Below are 20677 nucleotides of genomic sequence, written 5' to 3'. Positions count from 1 at the left end.
TCCCTAAACCTTTTCTCAGGATTTTATAGCTTTGCCCCGATATACATGAATATGCGATACATAGCCTTTTTAGCCATCCTTTTAATTGCAGGTGTAGCCTTTGCCCAGCCTGTCAAATTAAAGAAAGTACAACTCAGCAAAGAGGTGAGCGCCCAACTGCCTCAGGATTTTGCGCCTCTCACTGATGATCAGATTGCACAAAAATACCCGGCCATTTTTAAGCCGCTGGCCGTTTATACCAGTTCTAATGGCCGCATAGATTTCAGCGTTACGCCCAAGCCTTCGCAGTTCCGGCCACAGGACCTGAACATGCTGCGCGAATTCTACAAGGCCAACCTGCTGGAAGCCTTTACGAAAGTGGATTTTATACGCGATGAGGTAACGCAGATAAAAGGGAAAGACTTTGTGGTGTTTGAGTTTGTCTCAACCGTTGCAGATGAGCGCCAGAGCAGTAACTTGGCCCCGGTGCAGAAGTATAACATCGTGCAATATACTATCCAGGACAAGAAACTTCTGATCTTTACGCTGCAGATGCCCTTCAGCATGAAAAGTGAGTGGCAAGACACTGCCCATGAGGTCATGAACTCCGTGAGAGTACAATAGCTTACACGCGCTGCATTTACCATCCGGAAAGCCGCTCCTTTGTTTGGAGGGGCTTTTTTTATACTTTAGTGGCAACAGCAGCAGTTCGCCAAAAACACGTTTTACGTAAACCTACACAGACGATGGCATCAGACTTTTTATCTATTTACAGCGACGATCATTTTATGGAGCAGGCATACCGACAGGCGCAGTATGCCCTGGAGGAAGGAGAGATTCCGATTGGCGCTGTGGTGGTAGCCAACAACCGCATCATCGCCCGTGCTTACAACCAGACCGAGAAGTTGAATGACGTGACAGCCCATGCCGAGATGCTGGCACTAACGGCCGCCTCGGAGTACCTGGGCAACAAGTACCTGCACGACTGTACTCTGTTCGTAACCGTGGAGCCCTGTGTGATGTGCGCCGGTGCCAGCTACTGGGCCCAGTTAAAGCGCGTGGTGTTCGGAGCGGCAGAGCCCAAGCGCGGGTATAGGCGTGTAGGCAACCTGCTGCACCCTAAAACCGAGATGGTGAGCGGCATTATGGCCCAGGAGTGCGCCGACCTGATGGCCACCTTCTTTGCCAATAAAAGAAATTAACTAACTTTGATACCACGCCGTACATCTTTAGTACATGTACGAACATTATTTTTCTAACATAAAAACATAAAACTATGGCTTTTGAACTTCCCAACCTGCCTTATCCTTACAACGCCTTGGAGCCGCACATCGATGCGCGCACCATGGAGATTCACCATACCAAACATCACCAGGCTTACACCAACAACCTGAACAATGCCATCAAGGGTACCGACATGGAGAACAAATCCATTGAAGAAATCCTGCAGAATGTAGGTGGCAACGCAGCGGTGCGTAACAATGGTGGTGGGTACTATAACCACAACCTGTTCTGGACCGTCTTGTCGCCAAATGGCGGTGGCCAGCCTTCCGGCGAACTGGCAGATGCTATTAACAGCGCTTTTGGTTCGTTCGATGCCTTTAAAGAAGAGTTTGGCAAAGCAGCAGCTACACGCTTTGGCTCCGGCTGGGCCTGGCTGTGCGTACAGAATGGTGGCAAACTGAGTATTTGCTCTACCGCCAACCAGGACTCTCCTATCATGGACATAGACCAGGCTTGTGATGGCCAGCCGATCTTGGGCCTGGACGTATGGGAGCACGCCTACTACCTGAACTATCAAAATCGCCGTCCTGACTATATTTCCGCTTTCTGGAACGTGGTGAACTGGGATGAGGTAAGCCGCCGCTACAACGAGGCAAAGAAATAACTTTTAGCCAACGGACAGAGGCTGAAAATGCCCTCTGCTGTTATGAAAGCCCTGCCAGTACTGGCAGGGCTTTTTCTTTGCCCCAGGTGAGGCTTCAAAATGAAGGAGAATATTTGTAATATAGATCCCTCAACCTGAAAACAAATGATGGAAATTGCGCTGCTTTTACTGCTCCTTGTGGTTGTGCTTTGGTTTGCCCAGCAACTAAGCAATAAACTGAGCCACAACAGCCAACAGTTAGCGGAAATACAGGATGAACTGCATCTGCTGCGAAAGCAACTGGAGAAGCAGCCGGCACCAACTACCGATACCGCAGCGCCTCCGCGGCCAGCTGTAACCAAACAGACCATTGAGGAAGTACAACGGTCGCTGCAACCCCCTGCTGTGCCACCTGTTCCCCAGCCGGAAAGTCCCGCACAACCAGCCGCTGTTCCGTTACCAAGGCAAGAGCCAGTGGCTGCTTTTTCTCCGCCGCCCCGCCCTGCTGCTTTTGCCAACTTCCGCCGCAACCTGGATTGGGAGAAATTCATCGGCGAAAACCTGATCAACAAACTGGGCATTGCTATTCTGGTGCTCGGTATCGGCTTTTTTGTGAAGTACGCCATCGACCAGGACTGGATAAACGAGGTGGGCCGTGTGGCGATCGGCATGCTGGCGGGTGGCGCATTGCTGGGTGTGGCGCACTGGCTTCGGCGCCAGTACCAGGCCTTCAGTTCGGTGCTGGTAGGCGGCGGCATGGCGGTTTTATACTTCACCATTGCTATCGCGTTTCACGAGTACAGCCTTTTCAGCCAGACAGTCGCTTTTATCCTGATGGTGGGCATTACGGGCTTTACCATTATGCTGGCAATAGCCTACGACCGGATAGAGTTGGCAGTGCTGGCGCTAATCGGCGGGTTTGCCAGCCCGTTTATGGTGAGCACCGGCGCCGGCAATTATGTGGTGCTGTTCGTCTTTATTCTCCTGCTGAACCTGGGTATCCTGGTGCTGGCTTACTTCAAAAAGTGGCCGCTGCTTAACCTCATAGCTTATCTCTTCACCATCATCCTGTACGGCGGCTGGCTCTCTACCCATGTCATCGGCACGCCCCATCCGCCTTATATCGGGGCACTGGTGTTTGCCACGCTGTTTTACCTTGTATTCTTCCTGATGAACATCATCCATAACGTAAAGGAGCAGCGTCATTTTACGGCTCCTGAAATTATGGTACTGCTCAGTAACACATTCCTCTACTACTCGGCCGGTATGTACGCCCTGGCAAATGTGGCCGGAGGCGCTTACCAAGGGCTATTTACAGCGGCCATTGCTGTTTTTAACTTTGTATTTGCCTACTTGCTCTATCAGAATCAGAAAACAGATAAAAACCTGGTATACCTGCTGATTGGTCTGGTGCTCACTTTCCTGAGCCTGACAGCGCCGGTGCAGCTGCATGGCAATTACATTACCCTGTTCTGGGCGCTGGAGGCTGTGTTGCTGCTGTGGCTCGCGCAGCGCTCGGGTATTGCACTCATACGGGTGGCCTCGGTAGTGGTGCTCGCGCTCATGTTCTTCAGCCTTACCCTGGATTGGGACACCTATGCGCTCGCATCGGAGGAACCGCTGCGCATCGTGTTCAACAAAGTGTTTGTAACCGGAGTGGTGGCTGTGGCGGCGCTGGCGGGCACGCGGTGGCTGCTGCGTCAAGAGCAGGTCCTGGTGCTGGTGCGGTTCCTGCCGGCGCAGATGTACCGGCACGTTGTGGCCTTTGCGCTGGGACTGACGCTTTACCTGGTGCTGCTGCTGGAGCTGCGTTACCAGCTGGCCCACTCCGCCTATAGCTACGGCACACAGTATTTTATTCTGGCCACTTACAACTACCTGTACCTGCTGGGCCTGGTGCTGCTGGCGCGCCGCAGCGGCAATGTGCGGTTGCAACAGGCCGGGGCCGCGCTGGCCGCCGCGGGCATAATGCTGTACCTGGCGCTGCTGCACCCGCAAACCCTCACCGTCCGCAGTTTATACTTGCTCGCCGGCGAGGAGACGCTCGGCAGCTTTCTGCTGCACTACCTGCCCCTGCTCATAACCTTGGCTCTGCTGCTGCTCCTGCTACAACTGGTGCACCAGGTGTACGGCTATACTGCCAGGGTTGGAAAGATCACGCTGTGGTTTTGCAGTTTTGCCGTGGTGTTTATGGCCAGCGCCGAGTTGGAGCACCTGGTGCTGCTGCGCTTTTATACTACACAGGAGGCCTATTACCCGCTGCTGCAGCAGGTGCACAAGATCAGCTTCCCTATTCTGTGGGGGCTTAGTTCGTTTGTGCTGATGCTTATCGGCATGCGGCACAAGCTCAAGACGCTCCGTATCATCTCGCTCTCACTGTTCTTTATCACGCTGCTAAAATTATTCCTGTTCGATATCCGGGGCATTTCGGAGGGCGGCAAGATCGCAGCCTTTATTTGCCTGGGGCTGATCCTGCTTGTAATATCGTTTATGTACCAGAAACTCAAAGTCTTGATCCTGCAAGATGATACCGCGAAAACTATACCTGATGAAGTGCTTTAATACCCTGCCCCTGCTTGCGCTGCTGCTGCTGTTCTGCGGCTCCCGGGTGGGTGCGCAAGCGTATACCTGGCAGGCACCCGTTTCCGAGGTGCCGGACAATGCATATTACCGTATTCTGCTGTCTCCGGAGGTAGCGGGCAAACTGAAACGTGATTTTTCGGACTTGCGGTTGTATGCCGCCGATGGCAAAGAAGTACCTTACCTGCTACGTGCTGAACAGCCTGTGCAATACAAAACACTGTTTAAGCCTTACCAGATCCTCAGCTACACGCACCGGGCTGGCTGTTGCTCCGAATTGCTGATTGCCAACCCGCAACAGCGCCGGATGGATAACCTTAGCCTGCTGATCAGCAATGCCGACGTGCAGAAAAAAGTGCAGCTGAGCGGCAGCGATAACCAGCAGGACTGGTATGTGCTGAAAGCGCAGGACGTACTCTACGCCAGCAACAACACTGAACGCACCGCAGAGGTAAAACTCCTGAACTTCCCGCTCAACAACTACCGTTTTCTGCGCCTACAGATCAACGATTCTGCCAGCGCACCGCTCCATATCCTGAAGGCCGGCTACTACGATATGCATGCAGAAACAGGCAAGTATAGCCGCATTCCGACGCAGGAGGTTACCCGCACCGATAGTGCAGCCGTGAAGAAAACATACTTGCGGCTGCACTTTGCTGCCCCTGTTTACCCCGAGCGCCTGGTGTTTGACATACAAGCCCCTCAGCTATATTACCGCGCCGGCAGCGTAACACTGGGCACCAGACCCAGGGAGCAGCAGCGGCTATTCAGAAGAAGGAAGCAGGTGCAGTTAAAGCAGCCGCGCATTAATTTTATACTTAGCTCCAATGCTCCGGCGGTGGTAGAACTGCCGCGCGAACAGGTACAGGAGCTTACAATTGAGATCGATAACGGGGATAACCCGCCGCTGGATCTTGGTGCACTACAGGTGCAGCAACTGAACCGCTACGTAGTTGCTGCACTACAGGCCGGGCAGCCGTACACCCTGTACTTCGGCAACCCTGCTGCCAAGGCGCCCAAGTATGACCTGCAATTTTTTCAGGACAGTATTCCCCGCAACATCCCCGTGCTGCTCACCGGCCCCATCATGGCCCTGCAGGCAGCAGGCGCCGGACAAGTTCATACTTCTACTGTTTTTATCTGGGCGGCCATTGCGGCCGTAGCGCTGGGCCTCGGCTACATGACCTTAAAGCTGCTACGGGAAATGGACCGGAAAAAGCAGTAGCCTGAAAGTATAAATTCCTGCTACAGCATGCAGCTATAGCAGGGATTTATACGAGCGTAGTGGAAAGGTTACTTCTGTGCTATCTGGTGCGTTGCTTTGTAGGCGTCTACACCGGCATCCAGAAAGTGCACGAAATTATTCACATTCAAATCATACGCAATGGGCGTCACCAGCAGGTTTTCCCTGGCATCCATCAACACATAGTATGGCTGGGCATTTACATTGAACTTCGTGATTTGGTAGTCTGCATACTTTTTGCCAATAGTGGTTTTCTGCTTCTGATCGTAGGTGCTGGTAAACCACTCGCTTTGCGGCAATTCAGTCTTGTCGTCTACATACAAGGCGGCAATGATGTAGTTTTCGCGCAGGCGCTGCAGCACTGCCGGATCTGACCATACGTTGGCTTCCATTTCGCGGCAGTTTACGCAGCCATGGCCGGTAAAATCGATGAAAATGGGCTTGCCCTGCTCGGCGGCACACTTCTTAGCCTGCTCCAGATCAAAGTAGCCTTTCAGGCCATGCGGCAGCTCAAACAGGTCGCCATACTTGGGTGTCTCGCACAGTTCGTCTGCGCTGACCAGTGTACCACTACCGCCCTGCTCCGTCATTCGGCTCAGGTCAAAATCATGTGTAGACTGCGGCGGCAGATAACCGGCAAGTGCTTTGAGCGGCGCACCAAACATGCCCGGCACCAGGTACACGACAAAAGAAAAAGTAGCAATGGCAAAAAACAGCCGCGGTACACTGAGGTAAGGCTGGTCAGAATCGTGCGAGAATTTGAGTTTGCCCAGCAGGTAAAAGCCCATCAGCGTAAAGATCACGATCCACAAGGCCAGGTATACTTCACGGTCCAGGATGCGCCAGTGATACACCTGGTCGGCTATACTTAAAAACTTGAGCGCCAGCGCCAGCTCGATAAAGCCTAAAACTACTTTTACGGAGTTAAGCCAGCCGCCAGATTTGGGCAGCCCGCTGAGCCATGACGGGAAAATGGCAAAGAGCGTGAAAGGCAAGGCAAAGGCCAGCGAGAAGCCGAACATGCCCACAATGGGCCGTACCGTTTCGCCCCCTGCAGAGGCAACCAGTATACTTCCTACAATTGGGCCGGTGCAAGAGAAAGATACGAGCGCCAGCGTAAAAGCCATGAAGAAGATACCAATCCAGCCACCCCGGTCAGCTTGCGCATCTACTTTCGTCAGGAAAGAACTGGGCAGCGTGATCTCAAACAAGCCGAAAAAGGACATTGCAAAAATCACGAAGATAAAGAAAAACAGCAGGTTGGGCAGCCAGTGCGTGCTGATGAAGTTGGCCCCATCCGCCCCGAACAACCGCGCCACCACCGTGCCAATAATAGTATAAATGGCAATGATGGAGAGGCCATAGAACAAGGCTTTTATAATGCCCTGCGCCCGCGTACGGCTGCTGCCGGTAAAAAAACTAACGGTCATTGGCACCATCGGGAACACGCAGGGTGTAACCAGGGCCACCAACCCGGAGCCGAAGGCTACCAGCAGAAAAGCCCATAGGCTGCCGGTACCTGTGCCACCTGTTTGGATAGGAACGGCAGTGGCTGTAGCAACGGCTGTTTGCGTCGTGTCAGCAGCGGTGGCGGGAGGGGCAACAGCGGGCGTTACGGAGTCCTGGGTCGTTGCAAAGGCATCTGTTGTTGGGGCAGTCGCCGGCTTTTGGTTTATACTTGTCGCCGCAGTTGGCTGCTGCGAGGGTTCCTGCTTTGTCGTGCTTTGCGGCTCTGCCTGTTTCGCTGGTGCAGCGCTTTCAGGTGTCGCCGAAACGGCTGAACCTGTTACCGTAATTTGCTTATTGGTGAAAGCGAAGTCATCGTCAAATGGAATGCACTGGCCGCTTACGTCCGAACATACCTGGTACGAATAGGTACCTTTTACCTGCAGGTCGGGCTGCAGCACTCGTATCTTCTGCCGGAACTGCGCTGTGCCGGTAAAATACGTGTATTCGCCACCCCACAGGTCGTCATACTTCTTTTTAGGGTGTACCGGCACGATCTTGCCCACCAACTCATACGAAGGATCTTTGGCAAATTTAAATTCAGTAACCATTGGCCCGAGTTCCGGATCGAAATCGGAAGAATAGAGGTACCAGTTCTTATCGATGCGCACGTTAAAGATCAATTCGACCTCCTCGCCTGTTGCTACCTGTTTTTTAGAGACATCGTAGCTCCACACGGCCGGCTTCAGAATTTGTGCCTGCGCAGTGATCGCTACCAGCCAGAGCAACAGTAGCGCCAGCCATGGCTTTAAGGTTTTGATTGGATGCATGTATTTTATGTTTATTATAAACCAGCCTGAGCTTAGATGTCACAGCCGGCCATGATCAATGGGCATAGCCTGTACAAAAGTATAGAATTTTGATGTGATCCGGTGCCTCTGCCCAAAGCTATACCTGCCTGCAAGACAAACAACGCCTGCGGATTGTTTCATACCACTCCTATTCCTACAGAAAGCAGCCTTTAGTTTACTTATACTACAACATATTTTATCCTGAACAAGTGCAACTAGCACCTTGTAAGATAAAGCAGCAAACCTGCTTTACTGCTGTACATTTCGCACCTCTTCAGCCACCCATACCACACACCATCTAAGCACAATACAATTAAAAATAAATATTTAAAAAATATTATATAATAACATATACCTAATATAATATTAATCGTATAAAACCTTAGTTAAGCACCAGGACCATCTTAAATAGAGAAGATGCAGAACGTTTAAGGAAGCTTGCAGCAGCTGTACCCTTAAAATAAGGTTGTTTACGGAAGAAAGCGCTTAGGTATTGAACCTTAGGAATTTATCCTCCGGGCACGCTGTATAAGAAGTAACAGGAAACAACATACATACATTCTGATGGAAAACCTTTACACACATGATGAGCAGCTTACTTTGAAAACAGAATGCGGCAAGGAGTTCGGCAATGTTTTCAGGGCAATCCAACTGATACGTGATGAGCGCCACAACTTTCATGTGGTGTACAGGACTTTTTCAGATGAATACATTTATTCGTTCTGTAATCCCTTCCAGGATACGTACGCGGGCAACACTTACCGGTTGATCTCCAAAGAAGAGGCGATGGCCATTTTTATGCAGCACCTCACCCAAGATAATTTCCGTGAGCTGTTCAACTCCTATTAACGGGGTAGACCATTGCCATCCTATCTGTTTTCCTGCTTAAGTATCTGAACTGCAAAAGGTGCCTTCCGGCACCTTTTCCTTTTACCGCCAGCCAGTACCTGTTAAGTGCAGCAGAAGTATAACCCGGAAGTGCTTCAGCGGCAACGGCATCCGGCCCGTAAAGGTAAGCAAATGCAAGCTTCGCCATACCCATACTGTAAAAGCACGTATTTTAATTAACTTTACACCGTGGCAGGTTATACCCCTGAGGCTCTCTATGGTTTTAGACATCTTTTTTACAATAGTTCTTGTATTGCTCAACGGTTTTTTTGTGGCAGCTGAGTTTGCTCTCGTAAAGGTTCGCTCGTCGCAGATAGAACTGCGGGCGCAGGGGGGCAATGCCATGGCCAAAATGGCGCTGCACATGCTCGGCCACCTCGACGCCTACTTATCAGCGACCCAATTAGGCATTACGCTGGCCTCGCTGGGCCTTGGCTGGATCGGGGAGAGCGTGGTGGCACGGCTGGTAATCAACAGCATGGATTTTTTTGGTTACAGCGGTGGCGAAGCCCTGGCACACAGCATTGCTATTCCTATTTCTTTCGCCATTATCACCATCCTGCATATTGTATTCGGCGAGTTGTCGCCTAAGTCGCTGGCCATACAGCGCTCAGAGGCAACTGCCCTGGCCGTGGCTTTCCCGCTGCGCGTGTTTTATGTGGTGTGTATACCATTTATCTGGATCCTGAACGGCTTTGCCAATGGCGTTGTGAAAATGATGGGCATCGAACCAGCCCACGGCACGGAAGTACATAGTGCCGAAGAACTGCGCCTGCTCTTTGAGCAAAGCGTGGAGAGCGGCGCCATTCAGGACTCGCAGCATGAACTGATCGAAAACGTATTTCAGTTTAATGAGCGCATGGTGAAGCAGATACAGGTACCCCGCACCAAGATGGTGGCCATTGACGTGCATATTTCGGAGCATGAACTGATGGAGGTGGTGTTCAACGAAGGATACTCGCGCCTGCCCGTGTATGATGGCAGCATCGACAATATTGTGGGTATCCTTTACGTCAAAGATATTCTGAGTATCCTGCGCCTGGGGCAGCCGATCATGATCGAGCAACTGATGCGGCCGGCTTACTTTGTGCCTGAAACGAAGAAGATCAACTTACTGCTGAAGCAGTTTCAGCGGCGCCACATGCACATTGCCGTGGCTACCGACGAGTTTGGCGGCGTATCCGGCATTGTGACCATCGAAGATATCATTGAAGAACTGGTGGGCGAGATACAGGACGAGTATGATGAGGAAGCGCCTATTGTGGAAAAGGTGGCCGAGAACGCATTTAAAGTGAACGGCTCTGCGGCTATCTCAGATGCCAACGACTTTCTGCCCTTTCCGCTGCCGGAAGGAGAAGATTACGAAACCGTCGGCGGTATGGTAAATGTGCTCTACGGCCAGATACCCGAAGATATTGACGAAATAGCGACGTTCCATGAGTATGAGGTAAAGGTGCTCGAGCGCTCTGACCGACGGGTAGAGTGGGTGCTGCTCACTGTGCTTGCCTCCGAAAGCAAAGAAGAGGAATAGTACCAACACAGGTGCCCCGGAGCAACGTAACCGTTGCGGCGCTACCTGCTCCGGGGCAGCCAAGTCATCCGTTTACTGCTGACCTGTAAACCAGCTGCTGTACAACGCATAGTTGTCGGCGGTTTTTTGCAGCGCCGCTACCTGCTCCGGGCTTAGCTGCTTTACTTTTCGGGCCGGTATACCGGCATAAATCCACCCCGACTCGCATAATGTGTTCTCCAGCACCACCGCTCCTGCCGCGATCATGCAGTTTTGCTGTACCCGTGCGTTGTCCATCACAATGGAGCCCATCCCAATCAGCACATTATCTTCTATCGTGCAGCCGTGTACGATCGCATTGTGCCCCACCGACACATTATGGCCGATGGTGGTAGCAGCCCGCTCATACGTGCAATGGATCACAGCGCCGTCCTGAATGTTAGTTTTGTTACCGATTCGGATACTATTAACGTCTCCGCGAATCACAGCGTTAAACCACACCGAACACGCATCGCCCAGCACCACATCGCCCACAATGGTGGCATTTTCAGCGACAAAGCAACCGTCGCCCATTTGCGGCATCACACTTTTTACCGGAAGTATAACTGGCATTTGTTTAGTTTTGAATGAGTGAATAACTGAATTTTGAATAATTGCAGTGCGGCAGTTCTGATGCTTTGCCCCACACTGTTGTTAATTGATTAATGGCTAAACTGCTTATAGTTAGCTTTGCAAGATCACATTTCCTACTTTGTCACATTGCCCCAAATTTTCTTCAACCATTCTACAATTTAACCATTTAGCTATTACACCAACAGCCGTTTCCAGGTGCCTTTGTGGAAGTTATACTTCAGCGTGCTGGGCAGCGCTTTCCAGAAATACTTGTTTACCTCTACGGCAAAGCTGGGCTGCATGTAGCAGTTGATGGTACAGCCTTCGCAGGCAGGTAACCGTCCCTCCTGCTGCTTCAGGGCCGCTACTTCCTGGCTCAAGTATAAATCATGCAGGTTGCCGTTGATGGGGAAGCTTTGGGTGCCGAGATGATAACAAGGCAGCACCAGTTCATTCTCCGGTGAAATAACCAGCGTGGTGCTGGCTGCTTTGCAAACTGGTGCGGCCACCTGGTTGCCACCGTCGCGGCGTAGTTGAATAAAGCCGTCGTTTAAGTATACCTGCCGCCGCTTGCCAAAAGCACTGAGATATGCCAGTTCATCTTCTGTCAGCTGCCCGCCGGTTTCCACGGTATTATACTCAAATGCCGGGTTGAGGATTAGCAGCAGCTTATTGGGCAGTATCAGTTGCTGGTACACCTCTTCTAACTGCTGCAGGTTGTGCTTGAAGACGGTGAACAGGATATCAGGCCGCTCGCCAAGTTCCCGCGCCACCCTGATCGACTCCAGCACCAGGTCGTAGCAGGCAACACCGCGGCCGGCATCGTGCTCCGCTTTATCTGCTGAGTCGAGGGAGAAGTGCAGCATATCAACCTTGCCCTTCAGGCGTGTAGCCAACTTTGGGTATAACAGGCCGTTGGTGGTTAGGGTGGTGATAAACCCCATACTATGCGCCATCTCCAGCAACACATCGATCTGGCGGTGCAGCAGCGGCTCGCCCCCGGTAAAATCAATCACCTGCACGCCCAGCCGCTTCAGGTCGCGGAGGTTTTGCGCCACATCGTCCGGCGTAATATAGGGCGAAGGCTTTTCCCAGATATCACAGAACGAGCACCTGGCGTTACAGCGGTAGGTAACGTAATAATTGCAAAGCACAGGTTTGGTTCTAAGGCGCATGAGTTGGGAAGGCGAAAGCCAAAAGTATGAATTATGCTCGAAATAAAGCGAACGTTCTCCCTGAAGCAGAGTACATTTCATTATAAAATTACCTCCTTTACACTGAAAAGCAGCGATATGACAAAACGCATGAACATCGCGTCGGGCACGGCCTGGGAAGAGGAAGTGGGCTACAGCCGCGCCGTACGCATCGGCCATACCATAGAAGTTGCCGGCACCACCGCTACTGATGGCGACGAAATTATTGGCCGCGGCGACCTGTATGCGCAAGCCAAGCACGCGCTGCAGAAGATCGAGCATGCCTTGCAACAGGCTGGCGCTTCGTTGCAGGATGTGATCCGTACACGCATTTTCGTAACCGATATCAGCCGGTGGCAGGAAGTGGCGCGGGCGCACGGAGAGGTTTTCCGGCACATAAAACCGGTTACTACCCTGGTGCAGGTACAGGCGCTCATCCATCCCGACCTGCTGGTAGAGATTGAAGCATCTGCTATCACCGGCACATAGCCCCCTGTACCTGATTGCCTATACTTCAGCGCATGGATGCAGCAGCTAACCTTAACATGGACCAAAACGGTTCATTGGCATGCAGCACGGTAAAATTTTCCGGTCCGAAAGTATAAGTTAATGTCCAGGAAAACGTATTGAAAGAGGACATACAACTAACCCATGAAAAAGACGATCTTATTTATGTTCCTGCTGCTCACCACCGCTTTTGTGGCGAAAGCACAAGTATTTACTCTGGGTATTAAAGCCGGCGTAAGCTCCTCCAGCATAGATGTTAAGAACATCGAAAACAACCTGACACAGTTTAAGGAAGGTGATAACATTACGGGCTATCATGCCGGCGCCTTTCTGCGGTTAAATGCGGGCAAGGTTTTCCTACAGCCAGAGGGCCTGTTTACGTACACCGGCGGCAAGGTAGAGTATAGCGATGACCCGAATACAACCGACCTGCACGTAGAGAAATTTAAGTTTACACGCCTGGATGTTCCGCTGCTGCTTGGCTATAAGTTGTTTAATGTAGTGCACGTAAATGCCGGACCAGTGGCATCTGTACTGCTGAACGGCAAGTTTGAAGGGGATAAGATTGATCAGTACCTCAACAATGCAGAATGGGGATGGCAGGCGGGCATAGGACTGGACATTGGCAATCTGGTAGCCGACCTGCGGTACCAGACAGTAAAAAGTGATTACGCGGCAGATGCACAGCAAAACAGCTTCGACATACATAACGGGCAGATTATGCTAAGCCTGGGCTTAAAATTGTTAGGCAAGTAATAGCTGCAGGTATACTCAACGGCTTAGGTGGCGCTGGCTCCCGGTATCGGGAGGCCAGCGCTTTCGTTTTATGGCACTTCCGCTCAAAAAATCATACCTTCGTTCTCTGAGCTAACATATTTATGATGATTCCTTCCCTGCGCTCCGGCGATAAAATTGCCATCCTTTCCACTGCCCGTAAGATCACCACGCCTGAAATTGAACTGGCTATCCGGACCTTTGAAAGCTGGGGGCTGCAGGTAGTACTGGGGCAAACCATCGGGGCCAGTTACAACCAGTTTGCCGGCGATGATGCCCTGCGCCTGCAGGACCTGCAGCAGATGCTCGACGATGCAAGTATAAAAGCTGTTATGTGTGCCCGCGGCGGCTATGGCACCACCCGTATTATTGATCAGGTGGATTTTACGACGTTTCTGCAGCGCCCGAAATGGTTAGTGGGCTTCAGCGACGTAACTACGCTGCACAGCCACATTCATACGCTTGGGCTGGAAAGTATACATGCCATTATGCCGGTACTCTTTCCTAAAGAAGGTACTACTGCTTCTATAGAGACGCTGCGCCGCGCCCTTTTTGACGAGGAACTGCGCTATACCGCAGCCCCGCATCCGTTTAACCGCAGCGGCAGCGCCACAGGACAACTGGTAGGTGGCAACCTTTCAATGCTGCATAACCTCACCGGCACCCGCTCCGACATCGACACGGCCGGCAAGATCCTGTTCCTGGAAGATCTGGACGAGTACCTCTACCACATAGACCGTATGCTGGTGCACCTGGACCGTAGCGGCAAGCTGGCGAACCTGGCCGGCCTCCTCATCGGCGATATGAGCGACATGCGCGACAACGCTATTCCTTTCGGCAAAACAGCTTATGAGATCATTCTGGAGCATACGGGTAAGTATGACTATCCTGTCAGCTACGGCTTCCCCGTAGGTCACGAGCCGCTGAACCTGGCACTGATTTGCGGCCGCCAGGCACAGCTTGACGTTAGCGAAACAGGCGTGCAACTGGCGTACTGCTAATTTCCGGCCGGCAATTCCGCAGCGGCTATGCTACTGTTAGCATAGCTCATAGAAAGCAGCACAAAAGCAGGGTATAGCGAGAAACAGGCTCGCTTTAAGAATTTCCGGAGCCAAAGTTTTTCGTACATTTATAGCCTTGGTGCAACTCTCCTGGAGCTGCACCAGTGCTTTACGTATACATGCGCCATGCTCGATCTGATTATACTTGCCGTGGGGGGTGGTTTTGCTTATTTTGTCTTTAAGCCGCTCATTAAGCACCCGGGCATTCAAAAGAAATTCTTCCACTGGTTTCTGGCGGCGTACTTCCTGGTACTCCTCGCCACCACGGCAGCCAATTACCTGATCGAACCGGAGCAGCCTACCTCCTTTAAAGCAGGGGTAGCCCTGGTGAAGAACGACAAGGACATTCAACAAAAGATCGGGGAGTTTAAGACGCTGAAGTTCAACAAAAAGGATTTTCCCGGCGAAACGGATGACCCGGCAACGTTGAAGTTTGAACTGGTGGGCAGTAAAGGAATCCTGTTTGTAGAAAGCAAAGTAGCCAAAAGCAGTGACGGCAATTGGTACCTGATGGAAATTACAAAACAAAGCCTGCTCCGGAAATACTAGATAGAACACGTCTGCTGCTGTTTGAAACAGCAAAAGACCAATGCAAAGTATAGCAGTCTTCCCGCTAAGCTGCCTTATCGATGCCCTTTTCCCGCACATCTGCATAGTAGTTGCAGAAGCCGTTGAGAACACAGTTGCTACACTTGGGCGCCCGGAAAGTACAGATACGCTGCCCATGCCAGAGCAGGTGCAGGTGAAAATTGTAGAGTTCTACCGGTTCAGGGGGCAACAGGTGCAACAGGATATCGTGCGCTTTGTTGGCCGTCACGTTAGCGCCTATGATGCCTACCCGCTGGCTTACCCGGAATACATGCGTATCGACAGGCATCACCGGCTTTTTAAAGTTAAAGAGCAGAACCAACGTCGCTGTTTTCAGGCCAACGCCCGGCAGGTGCATCAGCCAGTCCAGCGCCTCTTGCACCGGCATGTCATTCAGGAAATCTATACTTATCTCACCCCGTTCTTCTTTGATCATGCGCAACGTCTGCTGTATTTGAGGCACTTTCTGGCCGGGATAACGGGTGGTTTTGATCGCATCCGCTAACGCGTCAAAGTCTGCCTGCATCACGCCTTCCCAATCGCCGAACCGCTCCAGCATGGTGTAATATGCCTTCTCCTCATCGGCGTGGGTGGTGCGGTGCGAGAGCATCGTGGAGATCAGCTCGTGCATGGGTTTGCGCCGGGTTTCCAGCGTCAGCCTTTTATAGGCTTTGTTCAGCAACTCGTGCGTCAGCTGTATTTTCTCTTCGGCAGATAGTTCGTGCGCATCCATCAGTTTCGTGTTGTAGTATCGCTTACTTCCTTACGCATGTCCTGCAGAACCGTTTTAGCACCGGCATGGTATACGGCAGCATGTGGGTTTCCATAAAATCATCAGCTTCGCTATAATTTAAAGCTGAATAGCCATGAATATAACTTTCCGCACAACCATTTAAAACATTTCGCGCTATACGTCTTGACTTGGCTATAGATGCTCTGCCACAGCGCTTGATGGTTTATACTTATGCAGATTAAATTTTTAGGAACAGGCGGTGCTTTCGACACAGATTACCTTAACTCAGCAGCTCTTTTAGAGTTCAGGGGTATTCAGCTATTAATTGATTGCGGCTTCACTGTTTTTCCTACGCTTGTTAAAAAGAACCTGGTGCACAAGGTCGATCATATCCTCCTGACGCACCTGCACAACGACCACAGCGGTAGTTTGGCTAACCTGCTGCTCTACAAACGTATTATCGAGAAGAGCCCGCTGCCGGTTATACTTTACCCCTCCGAACAGTTTAAACAACAGCTGTACCGCTTCCTGGAGATTCAGTTAAAGGACCCGGACCTGTATGCGGATTTTGTGCCGCTGGAGCAGTTTGAAGGGATTAACTTTGTAGACACCTACGGGCAACATTCCGAAGGGCTGCAAACCTACGCCTACATTTTCGATAACGATTACCGCATAGCTTACTCCGGTGATCTTGCCCGGCCGGAGGCATTGTTTGACAGGCTGCAGCGGATGCCGGAGAAAAAAACCTGCGTTTTCCACGATATTACCTTCTCTGCCGAGAACACCAGCCACACATACTATAAAAAGCTGCTGCCTTACATGAACGGCATGCAAATTTATGGATACCACTGCGACCCAACACAAAGCCCGGCAGATAACCCTATCCGCCTGGTGTTTTACGAGCATGACCTGCTGGCCTAGTACCGCTGATCTGAAGGAGGTAAAGGATGCTTCCGGAAAACAAGAAGGATAACAGGCTGTTGTTGCTCCGAAACCGAAACACCTGAGGCAAGTACTATGCAACTAATGACATCTGCCAAACCAGACAAGCATTTACCTTTCCGGCAAAAGCCCCTGCACCTGGTTTACTGTATCCTTTTTATGGCGTTCTGGGCTTATACTGCGCTTACAACGCCCGACCTGCTCAATTGGGTGACAGAAAATACGCTGACGCTCTCGCTCCTCATTCTGCTGGTCGCCTTCTACAATATTATTCGCTTTTCGGATAACAGCTATACTTTGATTTTCGTGTTTCTGCTGCTGCACGTGTATGGCAGCCAGTACAAGTATGCTGACAACCCTTTTGGCGAATGGCTGCAGCACCACTATCACCTGCAGCGCAACCCTTACGATAGGCTGGTACATCTTTCCTTCGGGCTGCTGCTGGCGTATCCGATGCAGGAGGTGTTGTACCGGGGCTTAAAAGTAAAGCGCGCGTGGAGCTACCTGCTACCGGTGCAGACAGTGCTGGCACTGGCAGCTATCTATGAACTAGTAGAGTGGGTGGTGGCCGACCTGATCTACGGCGGAAACCAACAGGGAATGGATTACCTGGGCATGCAGGGCGACATCTGGGATGCGCAGAAAGACATGGCCCTGGCGCTGCTGGGTGCCTCCCTTAGTATGGGAGCGGCTTACCTGCTGCACTGCAGAAATAAAGTATAGCTGCAAGCAGCACACTAAGAGGTAAAGCAGTAAGTATAAACTGGGCTTGATCAATGCTGCCCCATTGCTGTGGCTGCAGGCTTGCTGCCGGTGCAACGGGTACACAAAAAAGCAGCCGTACCTGGCGGCACGGCTGCAAAAAATCACCAATCATTCGTCACTAAATTTTATAATTCGCCATTCTCGGCAGCTTTCTTCATTTTATCATTCGCAAAGATGGCAATTTCCACGCGGCGGTTTTGCGCACGACCTGCTTCCGTAGAGTTGTCGGCTACCGGCTGGTCAAAGGCATAGCCTTTGGTAGTCATACGGCTGCGGTCTACGCCCATAGAAGCGGCATAATCAGCTACAGCCTGCGCACGTTGCTCTGACAGACGCTGGTTTAATTCACGTCCGCCGGTGTTGTCAGTATGGCCTTCTACCAGGATATTGGTATCCGGATATTTTTTCAGGGTTTCGGCAAGCTGCGCAATATCAGTCTGAGCTGCCTGCTGCAACTGCGCAGAGTTGGTCTGAAACAGAATACCAGAGTCGAAAGTGATTTTAATACCTTCACCTACCCGCTCTACAGTAGCACCTTCCAGGTCACGCTTCAGCTCATCAGCTTGCTTGTCCATACGGCGGCCGATTACGGCACCCGCTGTACCACCTACTGCTGCACCTATAATGGCACCAGCTGCTGTGTTGCCAGCTACCCGGCCAATAACACCACCTACTACGGCACCGGAACCGGCGCCAATGATACCACCTTTAGTGGTCTTGCTCATACCTGAGTTGTTGCCTGTGCTATCCGTACCTGTTCTGGTGGAGGTACACGAGGTGGAAAGTAAACCTAGTATGGCAAAAATCGATAGATAAATTCTAAGGTTCTTCATAATTTTCATTTTAAATCTGTGTTAACGTATCATCAGATACTGTGCATCATACTCCGACGGCTCCAAAATGTTACCTTCTCCTATAAATGCTTTTTTAAAGCGTATGCCACAGTATCAGACGTTCGACACGCCATATATTTAATAATGTATACTTAAACGGTCAAAGAATCAGCGGGTTTTTAGCCCCAAAATTGTTTATACTCTTTGGCTGACAAGTGCAATTTGCAAGATGTGGCCTGCTGCACCTTTTGGCTGACAACAGGCCACATGCTTATTTTATATTTCCGCTCTCTGCGGCTTGCTTCAACTGATCATTGGCTACTACAATAATCTCTACGCGGCGGTTCTGTGCACGTCCTTCGGCAGTCGTGTTGTCAGCAATCGGCTGGTCATAGCTGTAGCCTTTGGCCTGCAGGCGGGATCCGTCTACACCCAGACTACGGGCATACGAAGCTACCGCTTCGGCACGTCGCTCTGACAACTTCTGATTTAGCTCATGGCTGCCTGTATTATCTGTATGGCCTTCGATGATCACATCAGTGCCTTCATACTTCTGCAAGGTTTGCGCAAACTTCTGGATGTCTTCTTTGGCTTTAGCGCTCAGTTCTGCAGAGTTGGTGTTGAACAAAATGCCGGAGTCAAAGTTGATGCGGATGGCCTCGCCTACGCGCTCTACTTTAGCGCCTTCCATACTTTTCTCTAGTTCTTCCGCTTGTTTGTCCATGCGGCGGCCGATCACGGCACCAGTGGCACCTCCCACTGCAGCGCCTATAATAGCACCGGCAGCCGTATTCCCCAATCTGTTACCGATGAGGCCGCCTAGCACAGCACCACCGCCGGCACCGATAAGGCCGCCTTTCGTGGTCTTTTTCATACCTGGCTGCCCGCTATCCGCGGTCTTGGCCTGGGCAGTTGTATCATTATCTCCTGCTCCTGCCATTGGTTTAGTAGACTGGCAGGAAGAAAACAATAGTGTAATTGCCAGTAAAGGAGTAAGCGATATTCTGATTAATTTCATAGGGTTTAAATTGGTAAAGGTTTAAATTATGCTTTATGATTTTCAGATAAATTAAAATGGCTTGCGGCCATACGTTACAGCTGCTAACGCAATACTGATGCCAAACTTATATCCATCAACTACTATATCTGAACATTATATTTTTAGTACTGCTAAATAGAAGTAACATGCTATACTTGCTCTTGCTGCCTGCCGGAAATTAAAAAGCCCGCCGGACAGAACCGGCGGGCTTTTTAAGCAGGATGTTGCGCAGTGCGTTTAACTAAGACACTTTTGCCGTTTTCCCGTTCTTGGGCTTAGGAGCTTCTATTGGTTCTGGGCGCAGCATGGCAAACAGGTCGCTCAGTTTAACTTTGAGCTCCTTCCGGTCTACTATGAAATCGAGGAAGCCGTGCTCTAATACGAATTCGGCACTTTGAAAACCTTTGGGCAGTTCCTTTCCAATTGTTTCTTTGATCACGCGTGGGCCGGCAAAGCCGATCAGCGCTCCTGGTTCTGCAATATTAAAATCGCCCAGCATGGCATACGACGCTGTTACGCCGCCGGTGGTCGGGTCAGTGAGCAGCGACACATACGGCAGTTTCTCTTCAGAGAGCAGCGCCAGTTTGGCCGATGTCTTCGCCATCTGCATCAGCGAAAAGCCTGCTTCCATCATGCGAGCGCCCCCAGACTTGGAGATCATCAGAAAAGGCGTGCGGGTTTTACGGGCATGGTCTATAGCGCGGGCAATCTTTTCGCCTACCACCGAGCCCATGGAGCCTCCGATAAAGGCAAAGTCCATACAGGCAATGGTGATGTCCTGGCCGTTCATTTTACCGTAGGCAGTCCGTACGGCATCTTTCAGGCCAGTATTTTTTTGTGTGGCGGCAATGCGTTGCGGGTAAGGCTTGGAGTCTACAAAGTGCAAGGGGTCGCCTGAGGTCATGTTCTCGTCCAGCTCTGTAAAAGTGTCTTCATCAAACAGGATGGCGAAGTATTCCCGGGAGCCGATACGGTCATGGTAGTCGCACTTTACGCAAGTATACAGATTCTTGCGGTGCTCGGCCATGCTCGTAACTGTTTTGCAGTCAGGGCACTTGTACCACAACCCGTCTGGCGTTTCTTTTTTCTCTTCGGTCGGTGTATGGATTCCTTTTTCTACTCTTTTAAACCAAGGCATCATAGTTAAAAGCGTGCTCGCCGCACATTAAAGTTTGTAAGTATACCTTGCCACAGGCAACACATAAAAATGGTAGCCTGTCTTTCCGCTCCACAAAAGGCACAGGCAAGACAGGCTACAAAAGTATG

20 protein-coding genes are annotated in these 20677 nt (G+C 51.2%); 13 read left to right on the top strand and 7 right to left on the bottom strand.

Annotation, left to right across the window (positions count from 1 at the left end):
* Positions 1-45: 45 nt before the first annotated feature.
* The 5 genes from ABDW72_RS16480 to ABDW72_RS16460 all read left to right on the top strand — a co-directional run bounded on the left by ABDW72_RS16480 (position 46) and on the right by ABDW72_RS16460 (position 5651).
* Positions 46-603 (top strand): hypothetical protein, encoded by a 558-nt coding sequence (locus ABDW72_RS16480; protein ID WP_347159697.1) that lies wholly within the window; start codon positions 46-48, stop codon positions 601-603.
* Between the two features lie 122 nt (positions 604-725).
* Complete coding sequence (locus ABDW72_RS16475) at positions 726-1181, top strand: nucleoside deaminase (RefSeq protein WP_347159696.1); 456 nt, start codon at positions 726-728, stop codon at positions 1179-1181.
* A gap of 74 nt (positions 1182-1255) precedes the next feature.
* Positions 1256-1867: a superoxide dismutase gene (locus ABDW72_RS16470; protein WP_347159695.1), complete on the top strand. Its 612-nt coding sequence runs from the start codon at positions 1256-1258 to the stop codon at positions 1865-1867.
* A 144-nt stretch (positions 1868-2011) separates the two neighbouring features.
* Positions 2012-4408, top strand: coding sequence for a DUF2339 domain-containing protein (locus ABDW72_RS16465; RefSeq protein ID WP_347159694.1), 2397 nt, complete (start codon positions 2012-2014; stop codon positions 4406-4408).
* A complete protein-coding gene (locus ABDW72_RS16460) occupies positions 4395-5651 on the top strand; it encodes a DUF3999 family protein (protein WP_347159693.1) in 1257 nt (418 codons plus the stop codon). Before ABDW72_RS16465 ends, ABDW72_RS16460 begins: the two co-directional genes overlap by 14 nt.
* A 68-nt stretch (positions 5652-5719) precedes the next feature.
* Here ABDW72_RS16460 and ABDW72_RS16455 read toward each other — a convergent pair whose 3' ends face one another.
* Positions 5720-7945 carry a protein-disulfide reductase DsbD family protein gene (locus ABDW72_RS16455; RefSeq protein ID WP_347159692.1) on the bottom strand — a complete coding sequence of 742 codons (2226 nt, stop codon included), beginning with the start codon at positions 7943-7945 and terminating at the stop codon, positions 5720-5722.
* 585 nt (positions 7946-8530) lie between these two features.
* On the opposite strand from ABDW72_RS16455, the gene ABDW72_RS16450 reads away from it, so the two are divergent.
* Positions 8531-8815, top strand: coding sequence for a hypothetical protein (locus ABDW72_RS16450; RefSeq protein ID WP_347159691.1), 285 nt, complete (start codon positions 8531-8533; stop codon positions 8813-8815).
* A gap of 256 nt (positions 8816-9071) precedes the next feature.
* The gene (locus ABDW72_RS16445; RefSeq protein ID WP_347159690.1) at positions 9072-10385 is read left to right on the top strand and encodes a hemolysin family protein; all 1314 of its coding nucleotides are present in this window, start codon (positions 9072-9074) and stop codon (positions 10383-10385) included.
* Between the two features lie 72 nt (positions 10386-10457).
* Here the strand turns inward: ABDW72_RS16445 and ABDW72_RS16440 are convergent, their stop codons facing one another.
* Together ABDW72_RS16440 and ABDW72_RS16435 are read right to left on the bottom strand one after the other, a co-directional pair.
* Complete coding sequence (locus ABDW72_RS16440) at positions 10458-10976, bottom strand: gamma carbonic anhydrase family protein (RefSeq protein ID WP_347159689.1); 519 nt, start codon at positions 10974-10976, stop codon at positions 10458-10460.
* A gap of 194 nt (positions 10977-11170) precedes the next feature.
* Positions 11171-12151: a radical SAM protein gene (locus ABDW72_RS16435; protein ID WP_347159688.1), complete on the bottom strand. Its 981-nt coding sequence runs from the start codon at positions 12149-12151 to the stop codon at positions 11171-11173.
* A gap of 117 nt (positions 12152-12268) precedes the next feature.
* On the opposite strand from ABDW72_RS16435, the gene ABDW72_RS16430 reads away from it, so the two are divergent.
* The 4 genes from ABDW72_RS16430 (at position 12269) to ABDW72_RS16415 (ending at position 15060) form a co-directional block, all read left to right on the top strand.
* A complete protein-coding gene (locus ABDW72_RS16430) occupies positions 12269-12658 on the top strand; it encodes a RidA family protein (RefSeq protein ID WP_347159687.1) in 390 nt (129 codons plus the stop codon).
* Between the two features lie 162 nt (positions 12659-12820).
* Complete coding sequence (locus ABDW72_RS16425; protein ID WP_347159686.1) at positions 12821-13432, top strand: porin family protein; 612 nt, start codon at positions 12821-12823, stop codon at positions 13430-13432.
* A gap of 122 nt (positions 13433-13554) precedes the next feature.
* Positions 13555-14451, top strand: a complete 897-nt coding sequence (locus tag ABDW72_RS16420) for a S66 peptidase family protein (protein ID WP_347159685.1) — start codon at positions 13555-13557, stop codon at positions 14449-14451.
* A 186-nt stretch (positions 14452-14637) separates the two neighbouring features.
* Positions 14638-15060 carry a hypothetical protein gene (locus tag ABDW72_RS16415; protein ID WP_347159684.1) on the top strand — a complete coding sequence of 141 codons (423 nt, stop codon included), beginning with the start codon at positions 14638-14640 and terminating at the stop codon, positions 15058-15060.
* A 64-nt stretch (positions 15061-15124) separates the two neighbouring features.
* Here the strand turns inward: ABDW72_RS16415 and ABDW72_RS16410 are convergent, their stop codons facing one another.
* On the bottom strand, positions 15125-15832 hold the full coding sequence (locus ABDW72_RS16410) for an endonuclease III domain-containing protein (protein ID WP_347159683.1): 708 nt from the start codon (positions 15830-15832) through the stop codon (positions 15125-15127).
* 231 nt (positions 15833-16063) lie between these two features.
* Between ABDW72_RS16410 and ABDW72_RS16405 the strand changes: the two genes are divergently transcribed.
* Both ABDW72_RS16405 and ABDW72_RS16400 read left to right on the top strand, forming a co-directional pair.
* Positions 16064-16753, top strand: coding sequence for an MBL fold metallo-hydrolase (locus tag ABDW72_RS16405; RefSeq protein ID WP_347159682.1), 690 nt, complete (start codon positions 16064-16066; stop codon positions 16751-16753).
* Between the two features lie 96 nt (positions 16754-16849).
* Positions 16850-17497, top strand: a complete 648-nt coding sequence (locus ABDW72_RS16400; RefSeq protein ID WP_347159681.1) for a DUF2238 domain-containing protein — start codon at positions 16850-16852, stop codon at positions 17495-17497.
* A 167-nt stretch (positions 17498-17664) separates the two neighbouring features.
* Here ABDW72_RS16400 and ABDW72_RS16395 read toward each other — a convergent pair whose 3' ends face one another.
* The 3 genes from ABDW72_RS16395 to accD form a co-directional block, all read right to left on the bottom strand.
* The gene (locus ABDW72_RS16395) at positions 17665-18381 is read right to left on the bottom strand and encodes a YiaD family glycine zipper/OmpA-like lipoprotein (RefSeq protein ID WP_488168640.1); all 717 of its coding nucleotides are present in this window, start codon (positions 18379-18381) and stop codon (positions 17665-17667) included.
* Positions 18382-18643: 262 nt separating this feature from the next.
* On the bottom strand, positions 18644-19390 hold the full coding sequence (locus tag ABDW72_RS16390) for a YiaD family glycine zipper/OmpA-like lipoprotein (protein WP_347159679.1): 747 nt from the start codon (positions 19388-19390) through the stop codon (positions 18644-18646).
* Between the two features lie 262 nt (positions 19391-19652).
* A complete protein-coding gene (gene accD / locus ABDW72_RS16385) occupies positions 19653-20549 on the bottom strand; it encodes an acetyl-CoA carboxylase, carboxyltransferase subunit beta (protein ID WP_347159760.1) in 897 nt (298 codons plus the stop codon).
* Positions 20550-20677: the final 128 nt, after the last annotated feature.

Source organism: Pontibacter chitinilyticus (genome assembly GCF_039748935.1).
Lineage (GTDB): Bacteria > Bacteroidota > Bacteroidia > Cytophagales > Hymenobacteraceae > Pontibacter > Pontibacter chitinilyticus.
This window is presented reverse-complemented; position numbering and strand designations above follow the sequence as displayed.